The organism is Nostocoides sp. F2B08, from assembly GCF_009184895.1.
Taxonomy (GTDB): Bacteria; Actinomycetota; Actinomycetes; order Actinomycetales; family Dermatophilaceae; genus F2B08.
The window spans coordinates 257,245-279,212 of the sequence record NZ_WESE01000003.1 but is presented as its reverse complement, the minus strand read 5'-3'; the positions used below and the strand labels follow the sequence as shown (position 1 = coordinate 279,212).

Below are 21,968 nucleotides of genomic sequence, written 5' to 3'. Positions count from 1 at the left end.
GTGACGCCAGGGTGATGCACCGATGACGAATCGGGCCCGGGATCGCGGCGGAAGTCTCCCTGCCGCGATCGCGCGGCTCGGCTTCGACGACCCCGAGCGCGTGCTGCGGCTGCTGTCGGACCCGGCGGTCGCCGACCTGATCCACACCACCGAGCGGATCGAGGACGAGGGACTCGCGGCGAGCCTGAGCCGCACCGCCGACCCCGACGCGGCGGCCCTCGGCATGGTCCGGCTCATGGAGACGGCCTCCGCAGACGCCGGGCTGTATGCGGCGGTCACCTCCGCGCTCTCCTCGCCCGGTCAGGCGCGGGAACGGGTGACGAAGGTGCTCGGCGCGTCCGTCGCCCTCGCGGACCATCTCGTCGCCCATCCGGGGCAGTGGCGCGCCGTCGCCGAGGCCGTCGACCTCAGCGCGCACGAGCGCATGGACCGTCTCGTCGGCGCTGTCCGCGACGCCATGGAGGAACGCGCAGCGGCCGGATCCGAGGAGGGGGATGCCGCCGACCCGGTCGACGTCCTGCGGATCGCCTACCGCGAGCAGCTCCTCGGGATCGCGGCGCTCGACGTGACCGCCGAGGAGCCGACCGAGCGGTTCGAGCGCAGCGCCGAGGCACTCGCCGACCTCGCCGCCGCGGCGCTGGAGGCCGCGCTCGTCATCGCGTCCGGGGAACTCGGACCGGCCGCGGAGCAGACGCGGCTCGCGGTGATCGCCATGGGCAAGACGGGAGGTCGGGAGCTCAACTACATCTCCGACGTCGACGTCATCTTCGTCGCCGAGCCCGGCGTCGGACCGGACGGCGAGCCGGTCGACGAGGCCGTGTCGACGGCCCTGGCCGCAGACCTCGCGGCGCGCGTGATGCGGGTCTGCGGCGCGCATACGGCCGCGGGTTCCCTCTGGGAGGTCGACCCGGCCCTGCGGCCGGAGGGCAAGGCCGGGCCGCTGGTGCGCACGGTCGCCTCGCACCGGGCCTACTACGAGAGATGGGCCAAGACGTGGGAGTTCCAGGCGCTACTCAAGGCGCGCCCGGTCGCCGGCGACGCCGAGGTCGGCCAGGCCTATATCGAGGCCATGAACCCGTTCGTCTGGCAGGCCGCCTCCCGCGAGAACTTCGTCGACGAGGTCCAGGCGATGCGCCGCCGCGTGGAGCAGCACGTCCCCAGGGCCGAGGCCGACCGCCAGATCAAGCTCGGTCCCGGCGGGCTGCGGGACATCGAGTTCTCCGTCCAGCTGCTGCAGCTGGTCCACGGTCGCAGCGACGAGGCCCTGCGGTCCCGCAACACCCTCGAGGCGCTCGCCGCCCTGTCGGCCGGCGGGTACGTCGGTCGGGAGGACGCCGCGACGCTGGCCGACGCATACCGCTTCCTGCGCACCCTGGAGCACCGCATCCAGCTGCACCGACTGCGGCGCACCCACGTCATGCCGAGCGGCGCCGGGGACCTGCGGCGGCTCGGGCGGGCTCTCGGGCTGCGCAGCCAGCCCGACGAGCAGATCGTCGCGCGGTGGCGGGCCCGCCAGCGCGAGGTGCGCCGCCTCCACGAGCGGATCTTCTACCGGCCGCTGCTGTCCGCGGTCGCGCGGCTCTCCCGCGACGAGGCCCGCCTGACCCCCGAGGCCGCCCGCGAGCGGCTCTCGGCCCTGGGTTTCCGCGATCCGCGCGGGGCGCTGCGACACCTCGAGGCGCTCACAGAGGGGCCGTCCCGGCGGGCCGCCCTGCAGCGGCAGCTGCTGCCCGTCATGCTCGGTTGGTTCGCCGACGAGGCCGACCCCGATGCGGGACTGCTCGCGTTCCGCCGGATCTCGGACGAGCTCGGCTCGACGCCGTGGTACCTGCGCCTGCTGCGGGACGAGGGGTCCGCCGCCGAGCGCCTCGCCCACACCCTGGCACGGTCCCGCTATGCCGGCGACCTGCTCGAGCAGGCGCCGGAGAGCGTCCAGTTCCTCGGTGACCCCAAGGGCCTGAGCCCGCGGACCCGCGACGAGATCCTCACGCGTATGCGGGCGGCCGCCGGCCGTCGGGACACCGCTGTCGACGCCATCGCCGCCGCCCGGGTGATCCGGCGCTCCGAGCTCTTCCGCATCGCCGTCGCCGACCTGACCGGACGCATCGGGCTCGGCGAGGTGGGTGCCGCCCTGACGGCGGTGACGACCGCCCTGATCGAGGTGGCGCTCGAGCAGGTCACCAAGGATGTCGTCGCCCGCACGGGAGGTCGCCCGCTCACCCGCATGCTCGTCGTGGGGATGGGACGCCTCGGGGGCGGCGAGCAGAGCTACGGGTCGGACGCCGACGTCCTGTTCGTCCACGACCCGGTGGAGGGCGGCTCGGACGGCGTCGATGCGCAGGCGGCCCAGGACCAGGCCGTGGAGATCGTCAAGGAGCTCGTCAAGGTCCTCGGGCAGCGTGGGCCGGACCCGATCGTCGAGATCGACACCGACCTGCGGCCCGAGGGCAAGAACGGGCCCTTGGTGCGCTCGCTCGCCTCCTATGCCGAGTACTACGGTCGCTGGGCGCACGTGTGGGAGCGCCACGCGCTTGTCCGAGCGACGCCGGTGGCCGGCGACGAGTCGCTCGCGGAGCGCTTCGTCGGTCTCATCGACCCGCTGCGCTGGCCCGAGGGTGGCCTGAGCGCGGAGCAGCTGCGGGACATCCGCCGTCTCAAGGCGCGCATGGAGGCCGAGCGGCTGCCCCGGGGCGCGGACCGCAAGACGCACCTGAAGCTCGGACACGGGGGTCTGTCCGACGTCGAGTGGGTCGTCCAGCTCACCCAGCTCCGCCACGCTCACGAGCAACCGTCGCTGCGGACGCCGTCGACGCTCGAGGCCCTCGACGCGGCTGTCGCCGCCGGACTCATCGACGACGAGCGCGGCACGGATCTGCGGCGGGCGTGGGAGCTGGCGTCGCGGATCCGCAACGCCGGGGTGCTGTTCCGCTCGCGCGGTCTGGAGTCTTTGCCCAGCGACCCGCGCGAGGCCGACGGGGTGGCCAGGATCCTCGGCATGCCCGCGGGCTCGGGCGAGATGCTCACCGACACCTACCGCCGCTATGCTCGCCGCGCCCGAACGGCTCACGAGCAGCTCTTCTACGACTGACCTCTCGCAGCGCCCGCGCTCGCTTCGGGACGGAACCTCTCGCTTCGGGAAGGAAACCTTCCGTCCCGAAGGACTCCTTTCTCTCCGGGAGAGAGAAAGGACAGGCGGCGGCCGGGGGCGGTGAGACGGGTTCGGGGGCACCGCAGACGCGCTCGTAGACTCGAGATCATGATGTCCGTCCTCGACCTGCGTGGACGCAGCCTCACGCTGCGAGACCTGCGCACGGCCCTGCCGCGCGCCGAGTTCGACGTCGAGGCGGCCCTGCATACGGTCCGTCCGATCTGCGAGGACGTGCGCGAGCGTGGGGCAGAGGCGCTGTATGCGGCGGCCGAGCGGTTCGACGGCGTCCGCCCGCAGCGGCTCCGCGTGCCCGCCGAGGTCATCACCGCCGCGCTCGACGCCCTCGACCCGACCGTCCGTGAGGCGCTGGAGGAGTCGATCCGGCGTGCGCGGCTCGTGCACGCCGACCAGCGGCGCACCGACGGTGTGACCCAGGTCAGCCGTGGTGGGCGGGTCACCGAGCGGTGGGTGCCGGTCGACCGGGTGGGCCTTTACGTCCCGGGCGGGCTCGCGGTCTACCCGAGCAGCGTGGTCATGAACGTCGTCCCGGCCCAGCTGGCCGAGGTCGGCAGCGTCGCCGTCGCCAGTCCGCCCCAGCGGGAGGCACCTCAGGGGTTCACGGGCTGGCCGCACCCCACGATCCTCGCCGCCTGCGCCCTCCTCGGGGTCGACGAGGTGTACGCCATGGGTGGAGCGCAGGCGGTCGCCGGCTTCGCCTACGGCTTCGACGACGCCGACCAGGTCTGTGAGCCGGTCTCCCTCGTCACGGGCCCGGGCAACATCTACGTCGCGGCCGCCAAGCGACTCCTCAAGGGGCTCATCGGCATCGACGCCGAGGCCGGACCCACCGAGATCGCGATCCTCGCCGATGCCACGGCCGACGCAGAGCACGTGGCGGCCGACCTGATCAGCCAGGCCGAGCACGACCCGCTGGCCGCCTCGGTGCTCGTCACCGACAGCGCCGAGTTCGCCGACTCGGTCGCCGCCGCCCTCGAGCGGCGCGTGGCCCGGACCAAGCACCAGGAGCGGGTCGGCACGGCGCTGGCGGGCCCCCAGTCCGGGGTGGTCCTCGTCGACGATGTCGACGCCGGACTCGATGTCGTCAACGCCTACGCTGCCGAACACCTCGAGATTCACACCGCGGACGCGGCAGAGGTCGCCGCCCGGGTGCGCAACGCCGGTGCCGTCTTCGTCGGCACGTGGGCTCCGGTCAGCCTCGGCGACTACTGCGCCGGCTCCAACCACGTCCTCCCGACCGGTGGCTGCGCCATCCACAGCAGCGGCCTGTCCGTGCAGTCCTTCCTCCGCGGCATCCACGTCGTCGAGTACGACCGGGACGCGCTGCGCGAGGTGGGCGCCCACGTCGTCGCGCTGGCCCGTGCCGAGGACCTGCCCGGCCACGGTGACGCGATCATCGCCCGCCTGCCCGAGCTGGAGTGAGCCGGTGACCTCGAGGAGTCCGGGCCTGCGCCCGGAGATCGACGCGCTGCTGCGCCCTGACCTGCGCGGTCAGTCGCCGTACGGCGCGCCGCAGCTCGATGTCCCCGTGGCGCTGAACACGAACGAGAACTCCTACCCCGTTCCGGAGATCGTCGTCGAGTCGATCACGGCGGCCGTCCGTGCGGCCGCGTCGGGCCTGAACCGCTACCCCGACCGTGAGTTCACCGACCTGCGGAAGGCGCTCGCAGCATACCTCTCCCGCTCCGGCACGGCGATCGGCCCGCAGCAGGTCTGGGCGGGCAACGGCAGCAACGAGGTCCTGCTCCACCTGCTCCAGGCGTTCGGGGGACCGGGACGAAGCGCTCTCGGCTTCACGCCCGCCTACTCCATGCACCCGATCATCACCCGCACCACCGGGACCCGCTGGGTCGACGGAATGCGCGGCATGCTCGGGGCGGACGGCCCCGAGGGGGGCCGGCCCTTCGATCTCGACGCGGAGAGCGCCGCGGCACAGGTGCGTGAGCACGCTCCCGACGTGATCTTCCTGTGCTCCCCGAACAACCCGACGGGCACCGCCCTCGGGCTCGACGTCGTCGAGGCCGTGCACGACGCCGCCCCCGACGCCCTGATCGTCGTCGACGAGGCCTACGCCGAGTTCGCCCGAGACGACACGCCGTCCGCGCTGACGCTGCTCGCCGGACGCCCGCGACTCGTCGTCACCCGCACGATGAGCAAAGCGTTCGCCCTCGCCGGCGCCCGGCTCGGATACCTCGCGGCCGACCCGTCCCTGACCGACGCCCTGCGACTGGTGCGGATGCCCTATCACCTCGGCACCCAGACCCAGGCGGTCGCCCTCGCCGCCCTCGAGCACACCGACCTCATGCTCGCGACCGTCGGCGCGATCAAGGCCCAGCGCGACCGCATCGTGGCCGCACTGCCCGACCTCGGCCTGACGCCCGTGCCGAGCGACGCCAACTTCGTCCTCTTCGGCCTCCTCCCGGACTCGGCCTCCACGTGGCGGGCGCTGCTCGACCGGGGCGTCCTCGTCCGCGACGTCGGCATCGCCCACTATCTTCGGGTGACGGCCGGCACGGAGGCGGAGACGACCGCGTTCCTCGACGCCCTCGCCGCCGTCCTCGGCGGTTCCGCCGGACCGACCGCCGACAGCCCCAGCCCCCGACCCTGCCCTCAGCCCGCCCCTTCGTCCCGCCGGGAGACCGCATGAGCACCGACGACCCAACCGACGACCGTGCCACCCACCGCACCGCCAGCCTGGCCCGCACGACCTCGGAGAGCTCGGTGAGCGTGCGGATCGACCTCGACGGCACCGGCCGCGGCACCGTCTCGACGGGCGTTCGGTTCTACGACCACATGCTTCTGTCGCTGGCCAAGCACTCCCTCATCGACCTCGACATCGAGGCCACCGGCGACATCGACGTCGACGCCCACCACACGGTCGAGGACGTCGCGATCCTGCTCGGCGACGCGCTCAAGGAGGCGCTCGGCGACAAGACGGGCATCAGCCGCTTCGGCGACGCCACCGTCCCGCTCGACGAGGCCCTCGTCCAGGCGGTCGTGGATGTCGCGGGCCGGCCCTATGCGGTGCACGTGGGAGAGCCGTCGGGTCAGGAGTACGTCGTCATCGGTGGCCAGTACGTCGGCTCGCTCACGCGCCACGTCATCGAGACCCTCGCACACCACGCCGGCATCGCCTTGCACGTTCGCGTGATCTCAGGGCGCGACCCGCATCACATCGTCGAGGCCCAGTTCAAGGCGATCGCTCGGGCTCTGCGCGCGGCCGTCGCCCGCGACCCCCGCGTCCAGGGAGTCCCGAGCGCCAAGGGCGTCCTCTAAGCGGTCCAGGCGCGGGACACGCCACCGGGAACCCCGCGCGGGTCCGGGCGTGCGGCACGATGTGACCGTGACCAGTCGGCGACAGGAGAGGATGCGGCCGGTGAACGTACGCGGCGTGCTCCTGGTCAAGGGCACCCCCTCAGAGACCGAGGCGTGGGTGCGCCGCGGAGTCGTCGCGGCCCACGTCGTGCCCGCCGGCGCGTGGGTCGGCATCTGCCCCGCCGAGTCCCAGACCCGGGTGGGGGAGCCCTACGACGCGGTCGTGCCGGCGCTCGCGGGTCATCCGCTGCGCCGCAGCCAGCGGCCCGGCATCGGCTTCTTCGTCACCCGTGACGAGGCGGGGGAGCGGGGCCTGCTCACCCTCCAGTTCGGCAGGGTGCGCCCGAGCACCGCATGGTTGGCCTGGACGCCGGGGCGCGGCACGCATACCCTTCCGCCGTTGCCCGCCCCGAGCATCGCCGACCTCGCCGCCGCGGCCGGGCGCCCCGGTGCTCGCGGCCGAGTCCTCGAGGCCCTGCGGACGCACCGCGCCGGTGCGGACGAGTGGCTCACCGGCGTCATGCTCGCCCTCGACCTGCCGGCGGTCGACCTCATCCTCGGCGCCCCCCGCGCGGTGCCCGTGACCGAGCCTGAGGAGAAGTCCGTGGAGACCTTCGCCTCCCTCACCGCAGACGACCTTCGCGAGGAGCAGACCCGATGACCGGACCGTCCGTCGTCGTCCTCGACTACGGCAGCGGCAACGTCCGCTCGGCGGTGCGCGCCCTCGAGCACGTCGGCGCCGTCGTCGAGCTGACGGGAGACCCCGACGCCGTCCTCGCAGCAGACGGGCTGCTCGTGCCGGGCGTCGGCAACTTCCACTCGTGCATGGAACAGCTGTCGGCGGCCCACGGTCCGCTCCTCATCGACCGTCGCCTCGCGGGTGGTCGCCCCGTCCTCGGCATCTGCGTCGGGATGCAGGTGCTGTTCGAGGGCTCCGACGAGCCGAGCCCGACGCCCCGACCCGGCCTGGGGGAGTGGCCCGGACGGGTCGAGCGACTACGGGCCGACATCGTGCCGCACATGGGCTGGTCGCACGTGCGGGCCGCCGTGGGATCCGCGCTGTTCGCGGGGATCGAGGACGAACGCTTCTACTTCGTCCACTCGTATGCGGTGCGCGAGTGGGAGATGCCGGTCCCGACGGGCGCGTTCACGGTCGTGGCGCCCAGGGTGACGACGTCGACCCACGGCGAGTCCTTCGTGGCCGCCGTCGAGAACGGCCCCCTCACCGCAACCCAGTTCCACCCGGAGAAGTCCGGCGAGGCCGGCCTGGCGCTCCTGCGCAACTGGCTCCAGACCCTCTGACACGCTCTTCGGGACCGCCCGCTGGCGCCTGGCGGTCAGGGTCGCGCCGGGTCGCTACGGACGCTTGCGTTGTAGCGGGTCAGAGGGTGAACCGGTACAACGCCGCTGCGGCGATGGGGGCGATCACCCAGCCGAGGACAAGGAGCAGCGTGGCGACCGCGACGAACCTGCGGCTGGCGTCCCTCGGTGGCACTCCGGCGTCTCCGACGGCGTCCCAGAGGTCCTGTAGGCGCGGACGACGGCCCGGTGGGCGGAGCCGAACCGGTCGGGATCGGCGAGTGGCCGGGCCGCCCTGGCCGTCTCGTGCAGAACGAGATCCTCCGCCGAATCGGCGTCGAGGAGGCTCTCGAGAGCGGCGTCGGCCTTCTCCTCGTCGGCCTCGGTCATGATCTGGAAGGCGTCGACGGGGCCGGCCACCCGATCCGCGATTCGTCGCGCGAAGGACTCCTGGTCGCCGGAGTCGTCGGTGCGCTTCTCCACACGCGCGTGTGTAGCGGTCGGTGACCGCGCCCAGCCGTTTCTGAAGAAGGGTTGTGGAAGGATGTGGCCACGCCGGGCCTGAGTCCCGGGGCCGTCAGCCGCTGCAGACCCGCGAGTGAGGTGTTCGATGTCCTCCGTGTCGACAGCCGGGACGGCACCGACGACACCCGGGACGTCACCAGGGCAGGCAGCGGAGCCGGCGAAGACCGAACCGGATGCACCGCCGGCCGGGGCCTTCGACGCGGCTGCCGTCTACCGGGACCTGCACGCCAACCCGGAGCTGGGCTTCGAGGAGCACCGCACCTCGGGGATCGCCGCCGAGCACCTGGCGGCAGCGGGGTTCACCGTGGCGACGGGTATCGGCGGCACCGGCGTCGTGGGCACCCTCGATCGCGGCGACGGGCCGGTCGTCCTGCTGCGGGCGGACATGGACGCGCTGCCCGTGGAGGAGGCGACCGGTCTCGACTACGCCAGCACCGCGACGACGCTCGACGCGAGCGGCACGAGCCGCCCGCTCATGCACGCCTGCGGCCACGACGTCCACACGACGTGTCTGCTGGGTGCCGCGTACTCCCTCGCCGCCGACCCGGGGTGGACCGGACGCGTCATCGCGGTCTTCCAGCCCGCTGAGGAGCTGGGCCGCGGGGCCCGCGCGATGGTGGCCGATGGCCTGTTCGACCGGTTCGGAACTCCTGACGTCGTTCTGGGCCAGCACGTGGCGCCGCTGCCAGCCGGCGTCCTCGGCGTCCACGACGGTCCGGCCTTCGCCGCCTCGGACTCGCTGCGGGTCACCCTCCACGGCAAGGGTGGCCACGGCTCGCGCCCCGAGACCACCCACGATCCCGTGCTCATGGCGGCGTCCTTCGTCGTCCGTCTCCAGTCGATCGTCTCCCGGGTCATCGGCGGCAGCGACGTGGCGGTGGTGTCGGTGGGTTCGCTTCACGCCGGCACCGCGCCCAACATCATCCCCGACCACGCCACGTTGGAGCTGACCGTGCGCACCTTCGACCCGGCGGTCCGGGAGACGGTCCTGGCGACCATCGAGCGCTATGCGCGCGCCGAGGCCCTGGCAGCCGGAAGCGACCGCGAGCCGACGGTGGAGCCGATCGAGTCCTTCCCCGCCGTGGTCAACGACCCCGACGCGTGCGGGATCCTTCGCGGCGCCTTCGCCGATCTCCCCGGCGTGATGGTCGTCGACCCGGGAGTCGTCACCGGCAGCGAGGACGTCGGTATCCTCGCCCGCGAGTCCGGCGCCCCGTGCGCCTACTGGCTCCTCGGCGGCTCGGACCCGCGGCACTTCGCCGGGGCGTCGACGATCGAGGAGGTGGCGGCGGTGGTCGCCGGACTGCCCTCGAACCACTCCCCGCACTTCGCTCCGGTCACCGATCCGACGCTGCGGGTCGGCGTCGCGGCGCTCACCGCTGCGGCGCGGCGCTGGCTCGGGTGAGGGGGTCGGGAGCGTCGTCACCCGGTCACTAGGCTGGCTCGGGTGACGACAGACGACGTATCCACCGACCCCGACCCGGACACCCCCCGCCTCGAGCTCCTGCCCGCCGTGGACGTCCGCGACGGGCGCGCGGTCCAGCTCCAGCAGGGCGTCGCGGGCAGCGGCTGGGAGTTCGGCGACCCGGTCGAGGCCGCTCTCGCCTGGCAGGAGCAGGGTGCGGAGTGGATCCACCTCGTCGACCTCGACCGCGCCTTCGGGACCGGCTCGAACGCCGAGCTGCTCGCCGAGATCGTCGGACGCCTCGACATCGCGGTCGAGATGAGCGGTGGCATCCGTGACACCGACTCGCTCGAGGCGGCGCTCGCGACCGGGTGCCGCCGGGTCAACATGGGCACCGCCGCGCTCGAACACCCCGAGTGGACCGCCGAGGCCATCGCCCGGTACGGCGACCGGATCGCGATCGGGCTCGACGTCCGAGGCACGACGCTCGCCGCCCGCGGGTGGACCCGTGAAGGCGGCGACCTGTGGGAGACGCTCGAGAGACTCGACCGCGAGGGGTGCGCGCGCTACGTCGTCACCGACGTCGCCAAGGACGGCATGCTCCAGGGCCCGAACCTCGAACTGCTCCGTGACGTCTGCTCGCGGACCGACCGGCCCGTTGTCGCGAGCGGCGGTGTGTCGACGCTGGCGGACCTCACGGCGATCCGCACGCTCGTGCCGCTCGGTGTCGAGGGCGCCATCGTCGGCTCGGCGCTCTACACGGGCGCCTTCACCCTTCCGGAGGCCCTCGACGCGGCGGGTCGACCGTGACCCGCCCCGGCACCGACGGCGCCGACGAGCTGGGCGGCCGGCCACCGCATACCCACGAGCCCCACACCTCCGACCCCCGCACCTCAGACTCCCGCACCTCGGACTCCGCGGGACAGACGTTCGGCGGACGCACCCTGGACCCGACCGGCTTCGAGGCCGACGACGGCGCCGCGGACGAGGCACTCGCCATCGCCCGGGCGAACCCGGCCGACGAGCGCGCCTGGATGGCCGCCCTGGCGCGGTCCCGGTTCCTCGTCCCGGTCCTCGCCGTGCCGGGTGAGACCGAGGAGGTCGCCGGTCGTCTCGTCGAGAAGACGAGCGACATGGCGATGGTCACCCTGACCGCCCCGGACGGGCAGCGGGCCCTCCCCGTGTTCACCGGGACCGCCGCTCTCCAGGCGTGGGACGCCACGGCCCGCCCGATCCCCGTCGAGGCGACCCGCGCCGCGCAGGCGGCCATCACCGAGAGCTGCGACGTCATCGTCGTCGACGTCGCCGGCCCGGATGCCTTCGTGCTTCGCCCGAGCATGCTGTATGCGGTGGCCCAGGGCCGCGACTGGCTGCCCGGGCACGAGGACCCGTTCGTCGCCCAGTCCGTCGGTCACGCCCTCGCCGGGGAGGAGCTCGTCCTCGACCACGACCTCGTGCCGGGCGAGCCCGCCGGTCAGGGGGTGCTCGGGATCCGACTCGTGCTGCGGCCCGGACTGGGAGCCGACGAGATCCAGGCGCTCGCGACCCGAGTGGGGGAGCGGCTGGCCACCGACGGTGAGTTCCGCGCGCGCGTGGACGGCGTGTCGTTCATCCTCGCCGGTCGCTGAGCCGCCGCGGCCGGCGATGTGGTGTCGAGCGCGGCGAGCAGCCCTCGAGCGGCACCACACCGGCGTCCGGACTTTGAGCCCGTGGCCGCCCGGCTGCTACCCTTGACGCACCGGCTTCGCCTGCACCCGTGTTTTCGACTCGCACTGGCGCAGGCCAGGCGCAAGAGAGGCTCTCGAGCTTCCACCCCGGCACCCGCCAGCACGACCGATCCTCAGCACGACGATCACCACGAACACAGGGGGCCGAGGTTCCGAGGTACCCGTTCCGGGTCGGCTCCGCCGCACCGGTTCAGGGCCGAAGGCTTCTTGCGCGCACGCCAAGGAGCCTTTTTCGTTTTCCCTCTCCGGCGGAGCCGCCGCCGAAGAGCTCAACCGTTCGAAGGAGCAGCACATCAGCGAGCCCCGCATCAACGAGCGCATCCGGGTCCCCGAGGTGCGCCTCGTCGGCCCCAACGGCGAGCAGGTCGGGATCGTCCGCGTCGAAGACGCCCTCCGACTGGCCGCCGAGGCAGATCTCGACCTCGTCGAGGTGGCCCCCATGGCCAAGCCGCCCGTCGCCAAGCTCATGGACTTCGGCAAGTACAAGTACGAAGCCGCCATGAAGGCCCGGGAGGCTCGCAAGAACCAGGTCAACACGGTCATCAAGGAGATCAAGCTCCGCCCGAAGATCGACCCGCACGACTACGGCACGAAGAAGGGCCACGTCGAGCGGTTCCTCAAGGGCGGGGACAAGGTCAAGGTCACGATCATGTTCCGCGGCCGCGAGCAGTCTCGTCCCGAGCTCGGGTTCCGGCTGCTGCAGCGTCTGGCCGAGGACATCGCCGAGCTCGGTGTCGTCGAGAGCCAGCCGAAGCAGGACGGCCGCAACATGGTCATGGTCATCGCGCCGACGAAGAAGAAGTCCGAGGCCATGGCCGAGCAGCGCCGCAAGCGCGACCGTCAGGCCGCGGAGCGGTCCGCCGCGCACGACGCGCCGGCCGAGGCGCAGCCGACCGAGGGCGAGACCACCGAGACCAGCGAGGCAGGGTCCGCAGCGTCCTGACCGGGCGCGCACCGCATACCTCGCACAGTCCTCGCAGGAGGACCACCCCACACACCACCCCCACGCGCCCGCCACCCGGCGGACGCGCGAGAGACAAAGGAGATCGGCAGCCATGCCGAAGAACAAGACCCACAGCGGCGCCAAGAAGCGCTTCCGTGTCACCGGCTCGGGCAAGATCATGCGCGAGCGGGCCGGCGTGGTCCACAAGTTCCACGAGAAGACCCCGCAGAAGGCGCGGGCCCTCTCCAAGGACGTCGTGGTCAGCAAGGCCGACACCAAGGCCGTCAAGAAGATGCTCGGTCGCTGACCGACTGCCCCGATCCCCAACGAACGAGAAGGAGAACTCACGTGGCACGCGTGAAGCGGGCAGTCAACGCCCAGAAGAAGCGCCGCACCGTCCTCGAGCAGGCGAGCGGCTACCGCGGACAGCGCTCGCGCCTGTACCGCAAGGCCAAGGAGCAGGTCACCCACTCCCTCGGCTACGCCTACCGTGACCGGCGCGCCAAGAAGGGCGACTTCCGTCGCCTCTGGATCCAGCGGATCAACGCCGCGGCCCGCGCCAACGGCATGACCTACAACCGGTTCATCCAGGGTCTGAAGGCCGCCGAGGTCGAGGTCGACCGCCGCATCCTCGCCGACCTCGCGGTCAACGACGCGCCGGCCTTCGCCGCGCTCGTCGAGATCGCCAAGGCCAACGTGCCGGCCACGGCCGACGCCTCGGCCTGACCTGGATCCGCTGAGCCGGGTGCTCGCGAACCCACGGTCCGACCGCATCCAGGCGGTCCGGGCCCTCACGAAGCGGTCGGTGCGCGCACGCACCGGCCGCTTCGTCGTCGAGGGACCGCAGGGGGTGCGCGAGGCGGTCCGTCACGCCCCCGAGCGTGTCGTCGACGTGTATGCGACGGTCGCCTCCGCGCGTCGGTACGCCGACGACATCATCGAACCTGCCCGGGCAGCGGGTCTGTACGTCCACGAGGCCACCGACGAGGTGGTCGCCGCCATGGGTGACGCCGACAGCCCGCAGGGAGTCCTCGCCGTGGTGTCCGACGCGTCCCCGAGCCTCGACGAGGTCCTCGCAGCGGAGCCCGGGCTGCTGGTCCTCCTGGCCCACGTACGAGACCCGGGCAACCTCGGCACCGTGATCCGGGCCGCGGACGCGATGGGGGCCGACGCCGTGCTCGTGAGTCAGTCGTCGGTCGACGTGACGTCGCCGAAGGTCGTGCGCTCGACGGCGGGGTCGCTGTTCCATCTGCCGATCGTGCGGGGCCTGCCCGTCGAGTCAACGCTGCACCGGCTTCGCGCGGCGGGTATCCGCAGTCTGGCGGCCGACGGCCACGGAACGCGGCAGCTGCCTGACGTGGACCTCACGGGTGCCCACTGCTGGGTCATGGGAAACGAGGCTTGGGGGCTGTCGGAGGAGCTCCGGGCCGCGTGCGACGCGGTCGTCAGGGTCCCGATCCACGGCCCGGCCGAGTCGCTCAACCTCGCGATGGCCGCGACCATCTGCCTGTATGCCTCGGCCGACGCTCGTCACCACGGTGACACGCGGGACCCGACCCGGGGAACGGACACCGCGTAGGTTAGGAGTATGAGCGGGGCGAGCGTCGGGGAGGGCCCGATCGACGACGGGCGGCCCGACCCGGGCGCGAATCCTCCGGGGGATCTCGAGAGCGCCGCGGCGGCCGACGAGATGGCCGAGCTGTTGCCCGACGGCTTCATCGCCCTGACCGCCGAGGGCACCGTCGAGTCGTTCAACCGACGTGCGGTCGAGATCTGCGGGGTCGAGCCCGCGGTGCTGCGGGGCGGCGACGTGCGCCAGGTCCTCCCGCTGCAGGACGTGCACGGCCAGGACTGGTGGGAGATCAGTGAGCCCTCCCGCAGGCTGCCCACGACCACCGGCCACCGCGAGAAGGCCCTGATGCTCCGCAGCGGTCGGATGGTTCTGCTCACCGCCCGCTATCTGCGCGACCCCGAGGGTCGCCTCTTCGGGATACTCCTCGCGTTGCGCGACGCGGCGGAACGCGAGCGCGCCGACTCCGCGGTCGCCGAGCTGATCACCACGGTCGCCCACGAGCTCAGGTCGCCGGTGGCCGGGATCACGGGGTTCACCGCGAGCCTCCTGCAGCACTGGGACCGCTTCGACGACGGTGACAAGCGCGTCATGCTCGAGACCATCGAGCACGACGCCCAGCGGGTCACTCGCCTTATCACCGAGCTGCTCGACGTCGCCCGGATCGACGCCCGGACACTCCAGGTCCGGCCCCAGCCGCTGGATCTCGAGGCGTTGCTGCGCACCCATGTCGCGCGGTGTGTGGTCACCGGAGAGCCCGAGAGCCGCTTCGAGCTCAGGGTCGCCGAGGACCTGCCCCAGCTGTGGGCCGATCCGGACCGCCTCGAACAGATCGTGGCCAACCTCGTCGACAACGCTCTCCGGCACGGGGCCGGTCTGGTGCGAATCGAGGTCGATCGGTCGAGCCTCGATGACGGCACCCCGGCGGTGTCCATTGCGGTGAGCGACCAGGGGGACGGGATCGCCGAGGCGAACCGAGAGCTCGTCTTCTCCCGCTACTGGCAGGGTGGGGCCAAGGCGGGGACCGGGCTGGGCCTCTTCCTCGTGCGCGGCATCGTGGCCGCCCACGGCGGCAGCGTCCGGGTGACGGATGCGCCAGGAGGGGGTGCCCGGCTCGAGCTACTCCTCCCGGTCCGCTCCGACACCGGATGAGAGCGCACCCGGGACGCCCCTAGGATGAGCCGGTGCTGCGCCGGTACCGGGACATCCTCGCCATTCCGGCCATCCGCACCGCCATCGTCGTGGGGTTCCTGGTCCGGCTGCCCTTCTTCGGTGCGGGGATCGTCGTCACCCTCCACGTCGTCCGCACCCTGGACCGCTCCTACACCGAGGCCGGAGTGGCCTCGGCGGTGCTCGTGCTGGCCATCGCCGTCTCAGGCCCGTGGCGCGGTCGACTCCTCGACCGCTGGGGACTGCGCCGGGTGCTGGTTCCGTCGATCGCCGTGCAGAGCGGGTATGCGCTGGTCGCCCCGACGTTGGAGTTCGGCCCGTTCCTCATGGCTCAAGCGGTGGCGGGTCTCTTCTTCATCCCGGTCCAGCCCATCCTGCGCCAGGCCGTCATGGCCGCCGCGCCCGAGGACCGACGGCGCGCGGCGTTGTCGCTGGACGGCGTCGTGCTCGAGCTGTCCGCTGGCCTGGCGCCGGCGATCGCGGTGTGGGCGGCGACGACGTGGGACACCGCCGTCGTGCTCGGCGGGGTGTTCTGGGCGAGCGCGCTCGGCGGTGTGATCCTCTTCGCCGTGGACCTGCCGCTGCGGCGCGCGGGTGCGGGCGTGGCCGGCGGGGCCCCTCCGGCAACCCGGTCGTGGTTCGGGCTCGGCGTCCTCGCGCTGCTCGTCGGAGGTGTCACGAGCACGCTCGTGTTCGCCGGGACCGACCTGTCCGCGGTCGCGAGCCTCAACGAGGTGGGACGCGCCTCGTCCATCGGCTGGGTTCTGGCGCTCTGGGCCGTGGGTTCTCTCATCGGTGGGCTCGCGTACGGGACCGTGCAGCGCACCCCCAGCCCGTTCCTCCTCCTCGCCGTGCTGGGGGTGGTCACCCTGCTGCCCGCCCTCTCCACGGGTGCTTTGAGTCTCGGGCTGCTGCTCCTCGTCGCAGGGCTCCTGGGTCAGCCGGTCGTCACCTCGACCGTCGAGGTGCTCACAGACCGGGTCCCGGAAGCGGCCCGGGGTGAGGCGATGGGGTGGCACTCGACGGCAATGACCACGGGCATCGCCCTCGGTGCCCCGGTCAGCGGAGTCGCGATCGACGCCTACGGGGGGTCGGGCGGCTTCGTCCTGGTCGGGTCCGTGGCGGTCGTCGTGGGTCTCACGCTCTGGGCCCTGGCCGGGCAGCGGTCCCGGGCGGGTGCCCCGGCTCGCTGAGCAGAACGGCCGCGCTGTCCCCAGCGCGACACCAGGCGGTATCGGCCGGCGTATCAGCATCGCCCGCGCCGTGCTCCTTCGAGTTGACGGGCCGCATCCGCGAGCGCGTCCCCACGAGAGGAGAGGTCATGACGACCACGGAAGATCTCGGCACCGAGTACCACCAGCAGGACACCGACTACTACTGCGGCGCGGCCTGCGCGCAGATGGTCCTGGAGGAGTGCGGGTCAGGACATATCGATCAGGTGTCGCTGTACAACGACAACCACAGCCACTCCACGACGGACACGGGAGTGAACTGGGCGACCGGGCCAGACGGCCTGACGTGGACCCTGAACAACCGGCAGAGCGGCCGCTACTTCGTCCTCGACGCACTCGCGACCGAGGACGCCATCTCACGGATGATCGTCTGGACGATCCACCACTACCGGGTCTCCCCGGTCGCCCTGGTCTTCGGATGGGCGCACTGGATCGCGGTGCGCGGGTACACGACGAGCGGGCACCCGACGAGCTCGACGGACGTCGGCTACACGATCACGGGATTCGACGTCAACAACCCGTGGCCCCCGACGCCGGGGATGGCGGCCGAGCCCCCGCACACCACAGGTGACGGCTGCGGAAGTGGCGGCACCCGGGGAGTCTCGGACGAGTACATCTCCTACCAGACGTGGCAGGACGACTACATGACCGGAGTGCCCGGGGGTCACTGGTCCGGCCGCTTCGTCGCCGTCTGCGACCCCGAGCCGCCACCCGAGCGACACCCCGAGCGGGTGGAGCGGCCGTTGCCGCGGTACGACGGCACCGAGATCCTGTCACCCGACCTGGCGAGGGAGCTCTCCCTCGAGTCGTTGAAGGAGGCCGGTCTGCGGGAACGCGAGACGTGGACCCGGGCCCTCGAGGGTACGGAGCCGGGCGAGCCCCAGCTGGTTCAGCGGCTGGACCGCAACGACGCCTTCTACTGGATCGTGCCGCAGGTGCGCGACGGGATCGCCACCGCCGCGGTGAACGTCGACGCCCTCTACGGTGGGTTCCAGCAGGCGCGGGCGCTGGCGGCGGGAGAGGACACAGCGCTGCTGACGCTGGAGCGCCGCGCGCTCGACGAGCGGATCCTCGGGCGCGTCATCGACCTGCCCCGGAAGGCGGGCCAGCTGCGCCTCCGCCCGGGGATCGCGTGCGTGTCGCGGCACTGGGTCTGGAAGCCGTGCGACCAGTCGCTCTCTCCCTACTACCCGTTCCGGCAGGTCTGCTACGGCGACCAGCACCTCTACGTCCGCAGTGACGGCCGCCTCTTCACCCGGCTCACCGTCAACGGTCGAGGCATCTGAGGACGCGCTGGTCCGCGCGGTCCGGCTCGCCGCTACGGTGACTGTCATGCGCGACTCCGGCTCCGCAGAGAGCGCCCGGGCGGTCGAGACCGCCCGGGCCTCGGTGGGCGTCGGACCCGATGCCGAGGCGGCGGCCCGGCTCGTCATGCGGCTCGAGCCGGGGCGGGAGCCGTACTTCCTCGTGGGTCTGTCGCTGGGGGACCGTGGCTGGGTCGTCGCGGTGTCCTCGGACGGAACCGCTGTCCGTCAGGTCGCCGAAGACCCCGCTGGGGCGCGGTCGTGGTGGGTCGACGTGCCGGAGGAGCTGGTCTGGGCACCGGGCACGTGGAGCCGATCACCGCTGTACCCGCTGCGCCGTGGCACCGACGGTGGTCGGGCCGTGCTGCTCGACCACCTCGGTCGTCGGCTTCCGCCCGGGCCGGTCGGGCCGGGATGACGCGTCGGCGGGACCTTCCGCCGAGCGTGTGCCGTCAGGCGAACTGTGCCGAGCCGACCTCGGACTCGCCGGCCTCGATCGCCCGGACGACGCGCCGGGCGACGACCTGAGGGTCGAGCCCGCGCGGCAGCTTCGGGGCGGTGCCGGCCAGCGGTCGGTCGGCAAGTCCGGTCCCGGTATGCGGTGGCCGGGCGTCGATGACGCTCACCTTCATCCGGCGCAGCTCACGAACGAGAGCGGAGTCGGCGGCGGTCAGTGCTGCCTTGGCGGCGGCGTACGGGACCATTCCCGGCAGAGGCTGCTCGGCGACGACGGCGGAGATGTTGCAGAAGAAACCGCCGGTCTCCGCGAGCGTCGGGGCGACGCGGCGGATCATCCAGAGCGGTCCGATGACGTTGGTCATGAACAGCTCTTCGACGACGGCGTCCTCGGTGTCGACGAGCGGGCCGAACGCGACGACCCCGGCCGCGTTGACGACACCGTCCAGCCGTCCGTGGACATCCAGCGCCGTCTGGACGACCCGGTCGCCGGCGGCCGCGTCGGTCAGGTCCGCGACCACGGTCGACGCACCCTCGATCGGGACCCCCGCCAGCCGCTCCTGGTCCCGGCCGACGAGCACGAGGCGGGCTCCGCGGTCGGCGAGCTCGCGGGCGATCAGCGACCCGAGCGCCCCGCTCGCACCGACGACCGCGACGACGGATCCGTCCAGGGTGTGTCCAGCCATGCCCGCAACTGTACGGAGGTGTGCGGCTGGGAGAGGTCCGCCCCTGCGGTCAGTCCGTCTTCGTCGAGGACGGCCCGTGCCCCGTCGCGAGGTCGGTGACCCGGCTGCGCGGCCTGCCGATGAGGGCGCGATCCCCGACGAGGAGGACCGGGCGCTGCATGAGCTCGGGATGTGCCAGCAGTGCGGCCACCACCCCGTCCGCGTCGGAGACATCCGTCTCGGTCAGTCCCGATCGCTCGAAGGCCGGATCTCGTCGCACAAGGTCGGTCACCGGGTCCTCGAGCCGATCGACGAGATCGCGCAGAGCGGGCTCGTCGAGCGGCTCGCTGAGATAACGGACGACGGTATGCGCGACCCCCGCCTCCTGGAGCGTCTCGACCGCGAAGCGGGACGTCGAGCACCGGGGGTTGTGCAGGACGGTGAGCTCTGTCTGCCGCGTCGGCGGCTGACTCACCGCTCGGCCTCCGCGTCCGCGCCAGGCTGCTGGGAGAGGTAGTCCTGGTAGGACGGCAGGTCGAGCACACCGTTGCCCGACAGGCCGATGAGGATTGACCGCTCCGTCCCGGACTCGGTGCACGCGTTGGCCTCTCTGATGGCGCCGGCGACCGCGTGCGTGGACTCGGGGGCGGGGATCAGCCCCTCGGTGCGGGCGAAGGTGACACCTGCGGCGAAAGCCTCATCCTGGTCGACCGCCATGGCCTCCATCAGGCCGAGGTTGACGATGTGGCTCACCATCGGGCTCATCGCGTGGTAGCGCAGACCGCCCGCGTGGATGGGATCGGGCACGAAGTCCCGGCCCAGGGTGTACATCTTCATGAGCGGCGTCAGGCCGGCGACGTCGCCGTGGTCGTACTCGTAGCGCCCTGCCGTCAGGGAAGGACAGGCGGCCGGCTCGACGGCGACCAGCCGGCTCGTGGTTCGTCCGGCAAGGTTCTCCCGCAGCAACGGGAAGGTCAGGCCGGCGAGGTTGGAGCCGCCTCCGGCGCAGCCGAACACGACGTCGGCCTGCTCCTCGCCGAACATCGCGAGCTGGGCCAGGGTCTCCTCTCCGATGACCGTCTGGTGGAGCATGACGTGGTTGAGGACCGAGCCGAGCGCATACCGGGTCGACGGATCGCTCGCGGCCGCCTCCACCGCCTCCGACACGGCCATGCCGAGCGAGCCGGTCGTGTCCGGGAACCGCGCGCGCAGCGCCCGGCCCGCCTGGGTGAGCTCGGACGGCGAGGAGTGGATCGAGGATCCGTAGGTCTCGATCATCATCCGCCGATACGGCTTGCTGGCATAGGACGCGGCGACCTGCCACACCTCGCAGGTCATGCCGAAGAGCGCGCAGGCCATGGACAGCGCGCTGCCCCACTGTCCGGCACCGGTCTCGGTCGTGATCCGGCTGACCCCGTCGAGGTGGTTGTAGTACGCCTGGGCCACTGCTGTGTTCGGCTTGTGCGACCCCACCGGCGAGACGCCCTCGTACTTGTAGTAGATCCGGGCCGGTGTGCCGAGCGCGCGCTCGAGGCGCCGCGCGCGATACAGGGGTGAGGGCCGCCACAGCCGGTAGATCTCGCGGACCGGCTCCGGGATCTCGATGAAGCGCTCGGACGAGACCTCCTGGGCGATCAACCCGGCGGGGAACAGCGGCGCGAGGTCCTCCGGGCCGACGGGGTCCTTGGTGGCCGGGTGCAGGTGCGGGGGAAGCGGCTCCGGCAGGTCCGGCAGGAGGTTGTACCAGTGCGTGGGGATCTCGCTCTCGGGGAGCGTGGCGCGGGTCAGCTCGGATGGGCCGGTGACGACGCCGACGTCGGCCTGGGGGAGCGTCTCGGTGGGCGAGGTGGCGGTCATGGCGTCACCCTAGAGGGGATAGTCTTGCTCGTCATGAGTGGTCGCCGATTTAGCTAGCCTTCGGGCGCGTTCGTCCCGGTATCCGGACGCACCCGAGGGCTGTGCCGCAGCCGCCCACCGCGTTGGCTGCCCGCGACTCGACCACCCGCTCCCGCACCCGGAGGACACCGTCCGCATGTCTGGACCCAACACGAACTTCGACCCTGTCCGGGTCGCCGCGCTCGAGCCGGAGGCGCTCGAGGAGGCCGTCTCCACCGCCCTCGCGGCGGCCGCTGCGGCCGCCGGCCTTGACGAGCTCAAGGCGGCCCGCTCCGCACACCAGGGGGACCGCAGTCCGCTCGCACTCGCCAACCGGGAGATCGGCGCCCTACCCCCGAGTGCCAAGGCCGAGGCGGGCAAGCGCGTCGGCGCCGCCCGGGCCCGGGTGGCCGAAGCGTTCGCCACCCGGCAGAGTGAGCTGGAGATGGAGCGCGACGCGCGCATCCTCGTCGAGGAGGCCGTCGACGTCACGCTGCCGACCGGTCGTCGGCCGTTGGGGCGGCGACACCCGATCGAGCTGATGGCGACCCGGATCACCGACATCTTCGTCGGGATGGGGTGGGAGATCGCCGAAGGCCCGGAGATCGAGGCGGAGTGGTTCAACTTCGACGCCCTCAACTTCGACGAGGACCACCCGGCCCGACAGATGCAGGACACCTTCTACGTCGCCGCACCGGACGAGGTCGTCGCCCACGGCCAGGCGGCGTCCTCACACGACGGCGGCCACCACGACTGGCCGTCCAGCGGTCTCGTCCTGCGCACCCACACCTCGCCGGTCCAGGCGAGGGCACTGCTCGAGCGGGGAGTGCCGCTCTACGTCGCGTGTCCCGGCCGGGTCTTCCGCACCGACGACCTCGACGCGACGCACATGCCGGCGTTCCACCAGGTGGAGGGTCTCGCGATCGACGAGGGTCTGACGATGGCGCACCTGAAGGGCACCCTCGACCGGCTCGCGAGCGAGATCTTCGGCGAGGGCACGACGACCCGCCTGCGCCCCGCATACTTCCCGTTCACCGAACCCAGCGCCGAGATGGACCTGCGCTGCTTCCTCTGCCATGGGACCAATCCCGACTGCCGGGCCTGCAAGGGAATGGGCTGGATCGAGTGGGGCGGCTGCGGCATGGTCAACCACAACGTCCTGCGCGCCTGCGGGATCGACCCCGAGAGGTACTCCGGCTTCGCCTTCGGCATGGGCATCGACCGGGCTCTGATGTTCCGCACCGGCGTCTCCGACATGCGCGACATGATCGAGGGAGACGTCCGCTTCAACGCCCAGTTCGGGATGGAGATCTGAC

General features: G+C 72.2%; 22 protein-coding genes. 18 read left to right on the top strand and 4 right to left on the bottom strand.

Annotated features, from left to right (window positions below; all coding sequences use genetic code 11):
• Positions 1-22 precede the first annotated feature (22 nt).
• The 6 genes from GA707_RS08710 (at position 23) to hisH (ending at position 7,783) form a co-directional block, all read left to right on the top strand.
• The gene (locus GA707_RS08710) at positions 23-3,088 is read left to right on the top strand and encodes a bifunctional [glutamine synthetase] adenylyltransferase/[glutamine synthetase]-adenylyl-L-tyrosine phosphorylase (RefSeq protein WP_152178033.1); all 3,066 of its coding nucleotides are present in this window, start codon (positions 23-25) and stop codon (positions 3,086-3,088) included.
• Between the two features lie 168 nt (positions 3,089-3,256).
• Positions 3,257-4,588 carry a histidinol dehydrogenase gene (gene hisD, locus GA707_RS08705; RefSeq protein WP_152178032.1) on the top strand — a complete coding sequence of 444 codons (1,332 nt, stop codon included), beginning with the start codon at positions 3,257-3,259 and terminating at the stop codon, positions 4,586-4,588.
• Between the two features lie 4 nt (positions 4,589-4,592).
• Positions 4,593-5,813 carry a histidinol-phosphate transaminase gene (locus GA707_RS08700; RefSeq protein ID WP_226963648.1) on the top strand — a complete coding sequence of 407 codons (1,221 nt, stop codon included), beginning with the start codon at positions 4,593-4,595 and terminating at the stop codon, positions 5,811-5,813.
• Positions 5,810-6,442: an imidazoleglycerol-phosphate dehydratase HisB gene (gene hisB, locus GA707_RS08695; protein WP_152178031.1), complete on the top strand. Its 633-nt coding sequence runs from the start codon at positions 5,810-5,812 to the stop codon at positions 6,440-6,442. Before GA707_RS08700 ends, hisB begins: the two co-directional genes overlap by 4 nt.
• A 100-nt stretch (positions 6,443-6,542) precedes the next feature.
• A complete protein-coding gene (locus tag GA707_RS08690) occupies positions 6,543-7,142 on the top strand; it encodes a hypothetical protein (RefSeq protein ID WP_152178030.1) in 600 nt (199 codons plus the stop codon).
• A complete protein-coding gene (gene hisH, locus GA707_RS08685) occupies positions 7,139-7,783 on the top strand; it encodes an imidazole glycerol phosphate synthase subunit HisH (protein ID WP_152178029.1) in 645 nt (214 codons plus the stop codon). The genes GA707_RS08690 and hisH overlap by 4 nt, the downstream gene beginning before the upstream one ends.
• Before the next feature lie 123 nt (positions 7,784-7,906).
• On the opposite strand, the gene GA707_RS08680 is transcribed toward hisH, so the two are convergent.
• Entirely contained in the window at positions 7,907-8,263 is a 357-nt protein-coding gene (locus GA707_RS08680) for a hypothetical protein (RefSeq protein ID WP_152178028.1), read from the bottom strand.
• A 127-nt stretch (positions 8,264-8,390) separates the two neighbouring features.
• Here GA707_RS08680 and GA707_RS08675 point away from each other — a divergent pair, with 127 nt between their 5' ends.
• The 11 genes from GA707_RS08675 to GA707_RS08625 all read left to right on the top strand — a co-directional run bounded on the left by GA707_RS08675 (position 8,391) and on the right by GA707_RS08625 (position 18,074).
• Positions 8,391-9,710: an amidohydrolase gene (locus GA707_RS08675; RefSeq protein ID WP_152178027.1), complete on the top strand. Its 1,320-nt coding sequence runs from the start codon at positions 8,391-8,393 to the stop codon at positions 9,708-9,710.
• Positions 9,711-9,752: 42 nt separating this feature from the next.
• On the top strand, positions 9,753-10,520 hold the full coding sequence (gene priA / locus GA707_RS08670; protein ID WP_152178026.1) for a bifunctional 1-(5-phosphoribosyl)-5-((5-phosphoribosylamino)methylideneamino)imidazole-4-carboxamide isomerase/phosphoribosylanthranilate isomerase PriA: 768 nt from the start codon (positions 9,753-9,755) through the stop codon (positions 10,518-10,520).
• Positions 10,517-11,338 (top strand): SseB family protein, encoded by an 822-nt coding sequence (locus GA707_RS08665; protein WP_226963647.1) that lies wholly within the window; start codon positions 10,517-10,519, stop codon positions 11,336-11,338. The genes priA and GA707_RS08665 overlap by 4 nt, the downstream gene beginning before the upstream one ends.
• A 391-nt stretch (positions 11,339-11,729) precedes the next feature.
• Positions 11,730-12,380, top strand: coding sequence for a translation initiation factor IF-3 (gene infC / locus GA707_RS08660; RefSeq protein WP_152178025.1), 651 nt, complete (start codon positions 11,730-11,732; stop codon positions 12,378-12,380).
• Between the two features lie 112 nt (positions 12,381-12,492).
• Positions 12,493-12,687 carry a 50S ribosomal protein L35 gene (gene rpmI, locus GA707_RS08655; protein ID WP_152178024.1) on the top strand — a complete coding sequence of 65 codons (195 nt, stop codon included), beginning with the start codon at positions 12,493-12,495 and terminating at the stop codon, positions 12,685-12,687.
• Positions 12,688-12,728: 41 nt separating this feature from the next.
• Positions 12,729-13,106 (top strand): 50S ribosomal protein L20, encoded by a 378-nt coding sequence (gene rplT / locus GA707_RS08650; RefSeq protein WP_152178023.1) that lies wholly within the window; start codon positions 12,729-12,731, stop codon positions 13,104-13,106.
• 19 nt (positions 13,107-13,125) lie between these two features.
• Positions 13,126-13,959, top strand: a complete 834-nt coding sequence (locus GA707_RS08645; RefSeq protein ID WP_193315244.1) for an RNA methyltransferase — start codon at positions 13,126-13,128, stop codon at positions 13,957-13,959.
• A gap of 9 nt (positions 13,960-13,968) precedes the next feature.
• A complete protein-coding gene (locus GA707_RS08640) occupies positions 13,969-15,102 on the top strand; it encodes an ATP-binding protein (RefSeq protein WP_226963645.1) in 1,134 nt (377 codons plus the stop codon).
• 32 nt (positions 15,103-15,134) lie between these two features.
• Entirely contained in the window at positions 15,135-16,313 is a 1,179-nt protein-coding gene (locus GA707_RS08635) for an MFS transporter (protein WP_152178021.1), read from the top strand.
• 128 nt (positions 16,314-16,441) lie between these two features.
• Complete coding sequence (locus tag GA707_RS08630) at positions 16,442-17,638, top strand: hypothetical protein (protein WP_152178020.1); 1,197 nt, start codon at positions 16,442-16,444, stop codon at positions 17,636-17,638.
• Positions 17,639-17,684: 46 nt separating this feature from the next.
• On the top strand, positions 17,685-18,074 hold the full coding sequence (locus GA707_RS08625) for a hypothetical protein (RefSeq protein WP_152178019.1): 390 nt from the start codon (positions 17,685-17,687) through the stop codon (positions 18,072-18,074).
• A 34-nt stretch (positions 18,075-18,108) separates the two neighbouring features.
• On the opposite strand, the gene GA707_RS08620 is transcribed toward GA707_RS08625, so the two are convergent.
• The 3 genes from GA707_RS08620 to GA707_RS08610 are packed head-to-tail and all read right to left on the bottom strand — an operon-like array spanning position 18,109 to position 20,634.
• Positions 18,109-18,798 (bottom strand): SDR family oxidoreductase, encoded by a 690-nt coding sequence (locus tag GA707_RS08620; protein WP_152178018.1) that lies wholly within the window; start codon positions 18,796-18,798, stop codon positions 18,109-18,111.
• 49 nt (positions 18,799-18,847) lie between these two features.
• Positions 18,848-19,252 carry an ArsC/Spx/MgsR family protein gene (locus GA707_RS08615; protein ID WP_152178017.1) on the bottom strand — a complete coding sequence of 135 codons (405 nt, stop codon included), beginning with the start codon at positions 19,250-19,252 and terminating at the stop codon, positions 18,848-18,850.
• Complete coding sequence (locus GA707_RS08610; protein ID WP_152178016.1) at positions 19,249-20,634, bottom strand: TrpB-like pyridoxal phosphate-dependent enzyme; 1,386 nt, start codon at positions 20,632-20,634, stop codon at positions 19,249-19,251. The genes GA707_RS08615 and GA707_RS08610 overlap by 4 nt, the downstream gene beginning before the upstream one ends.
• A gap of 175 nt (positions 20,635-20,809) precedes the next feature.
• Between GA707_RS08610 and pheS the strand changes: the two genes are divergently transcribed.
• Positions 20,810-21,967 (top strand): phenylalanine--tRNA ligase subunit alpha, encoded by a 1,158-nt coding sequence (gene pheS, locus GA707_RS08605; protein WP_152178015.1) that lies wholly within the window; start codon positions 20,810-20,812, stop codon positions 21,965-21,967.
• Position 21,968 lies beyond the last annotated feature (1 nt).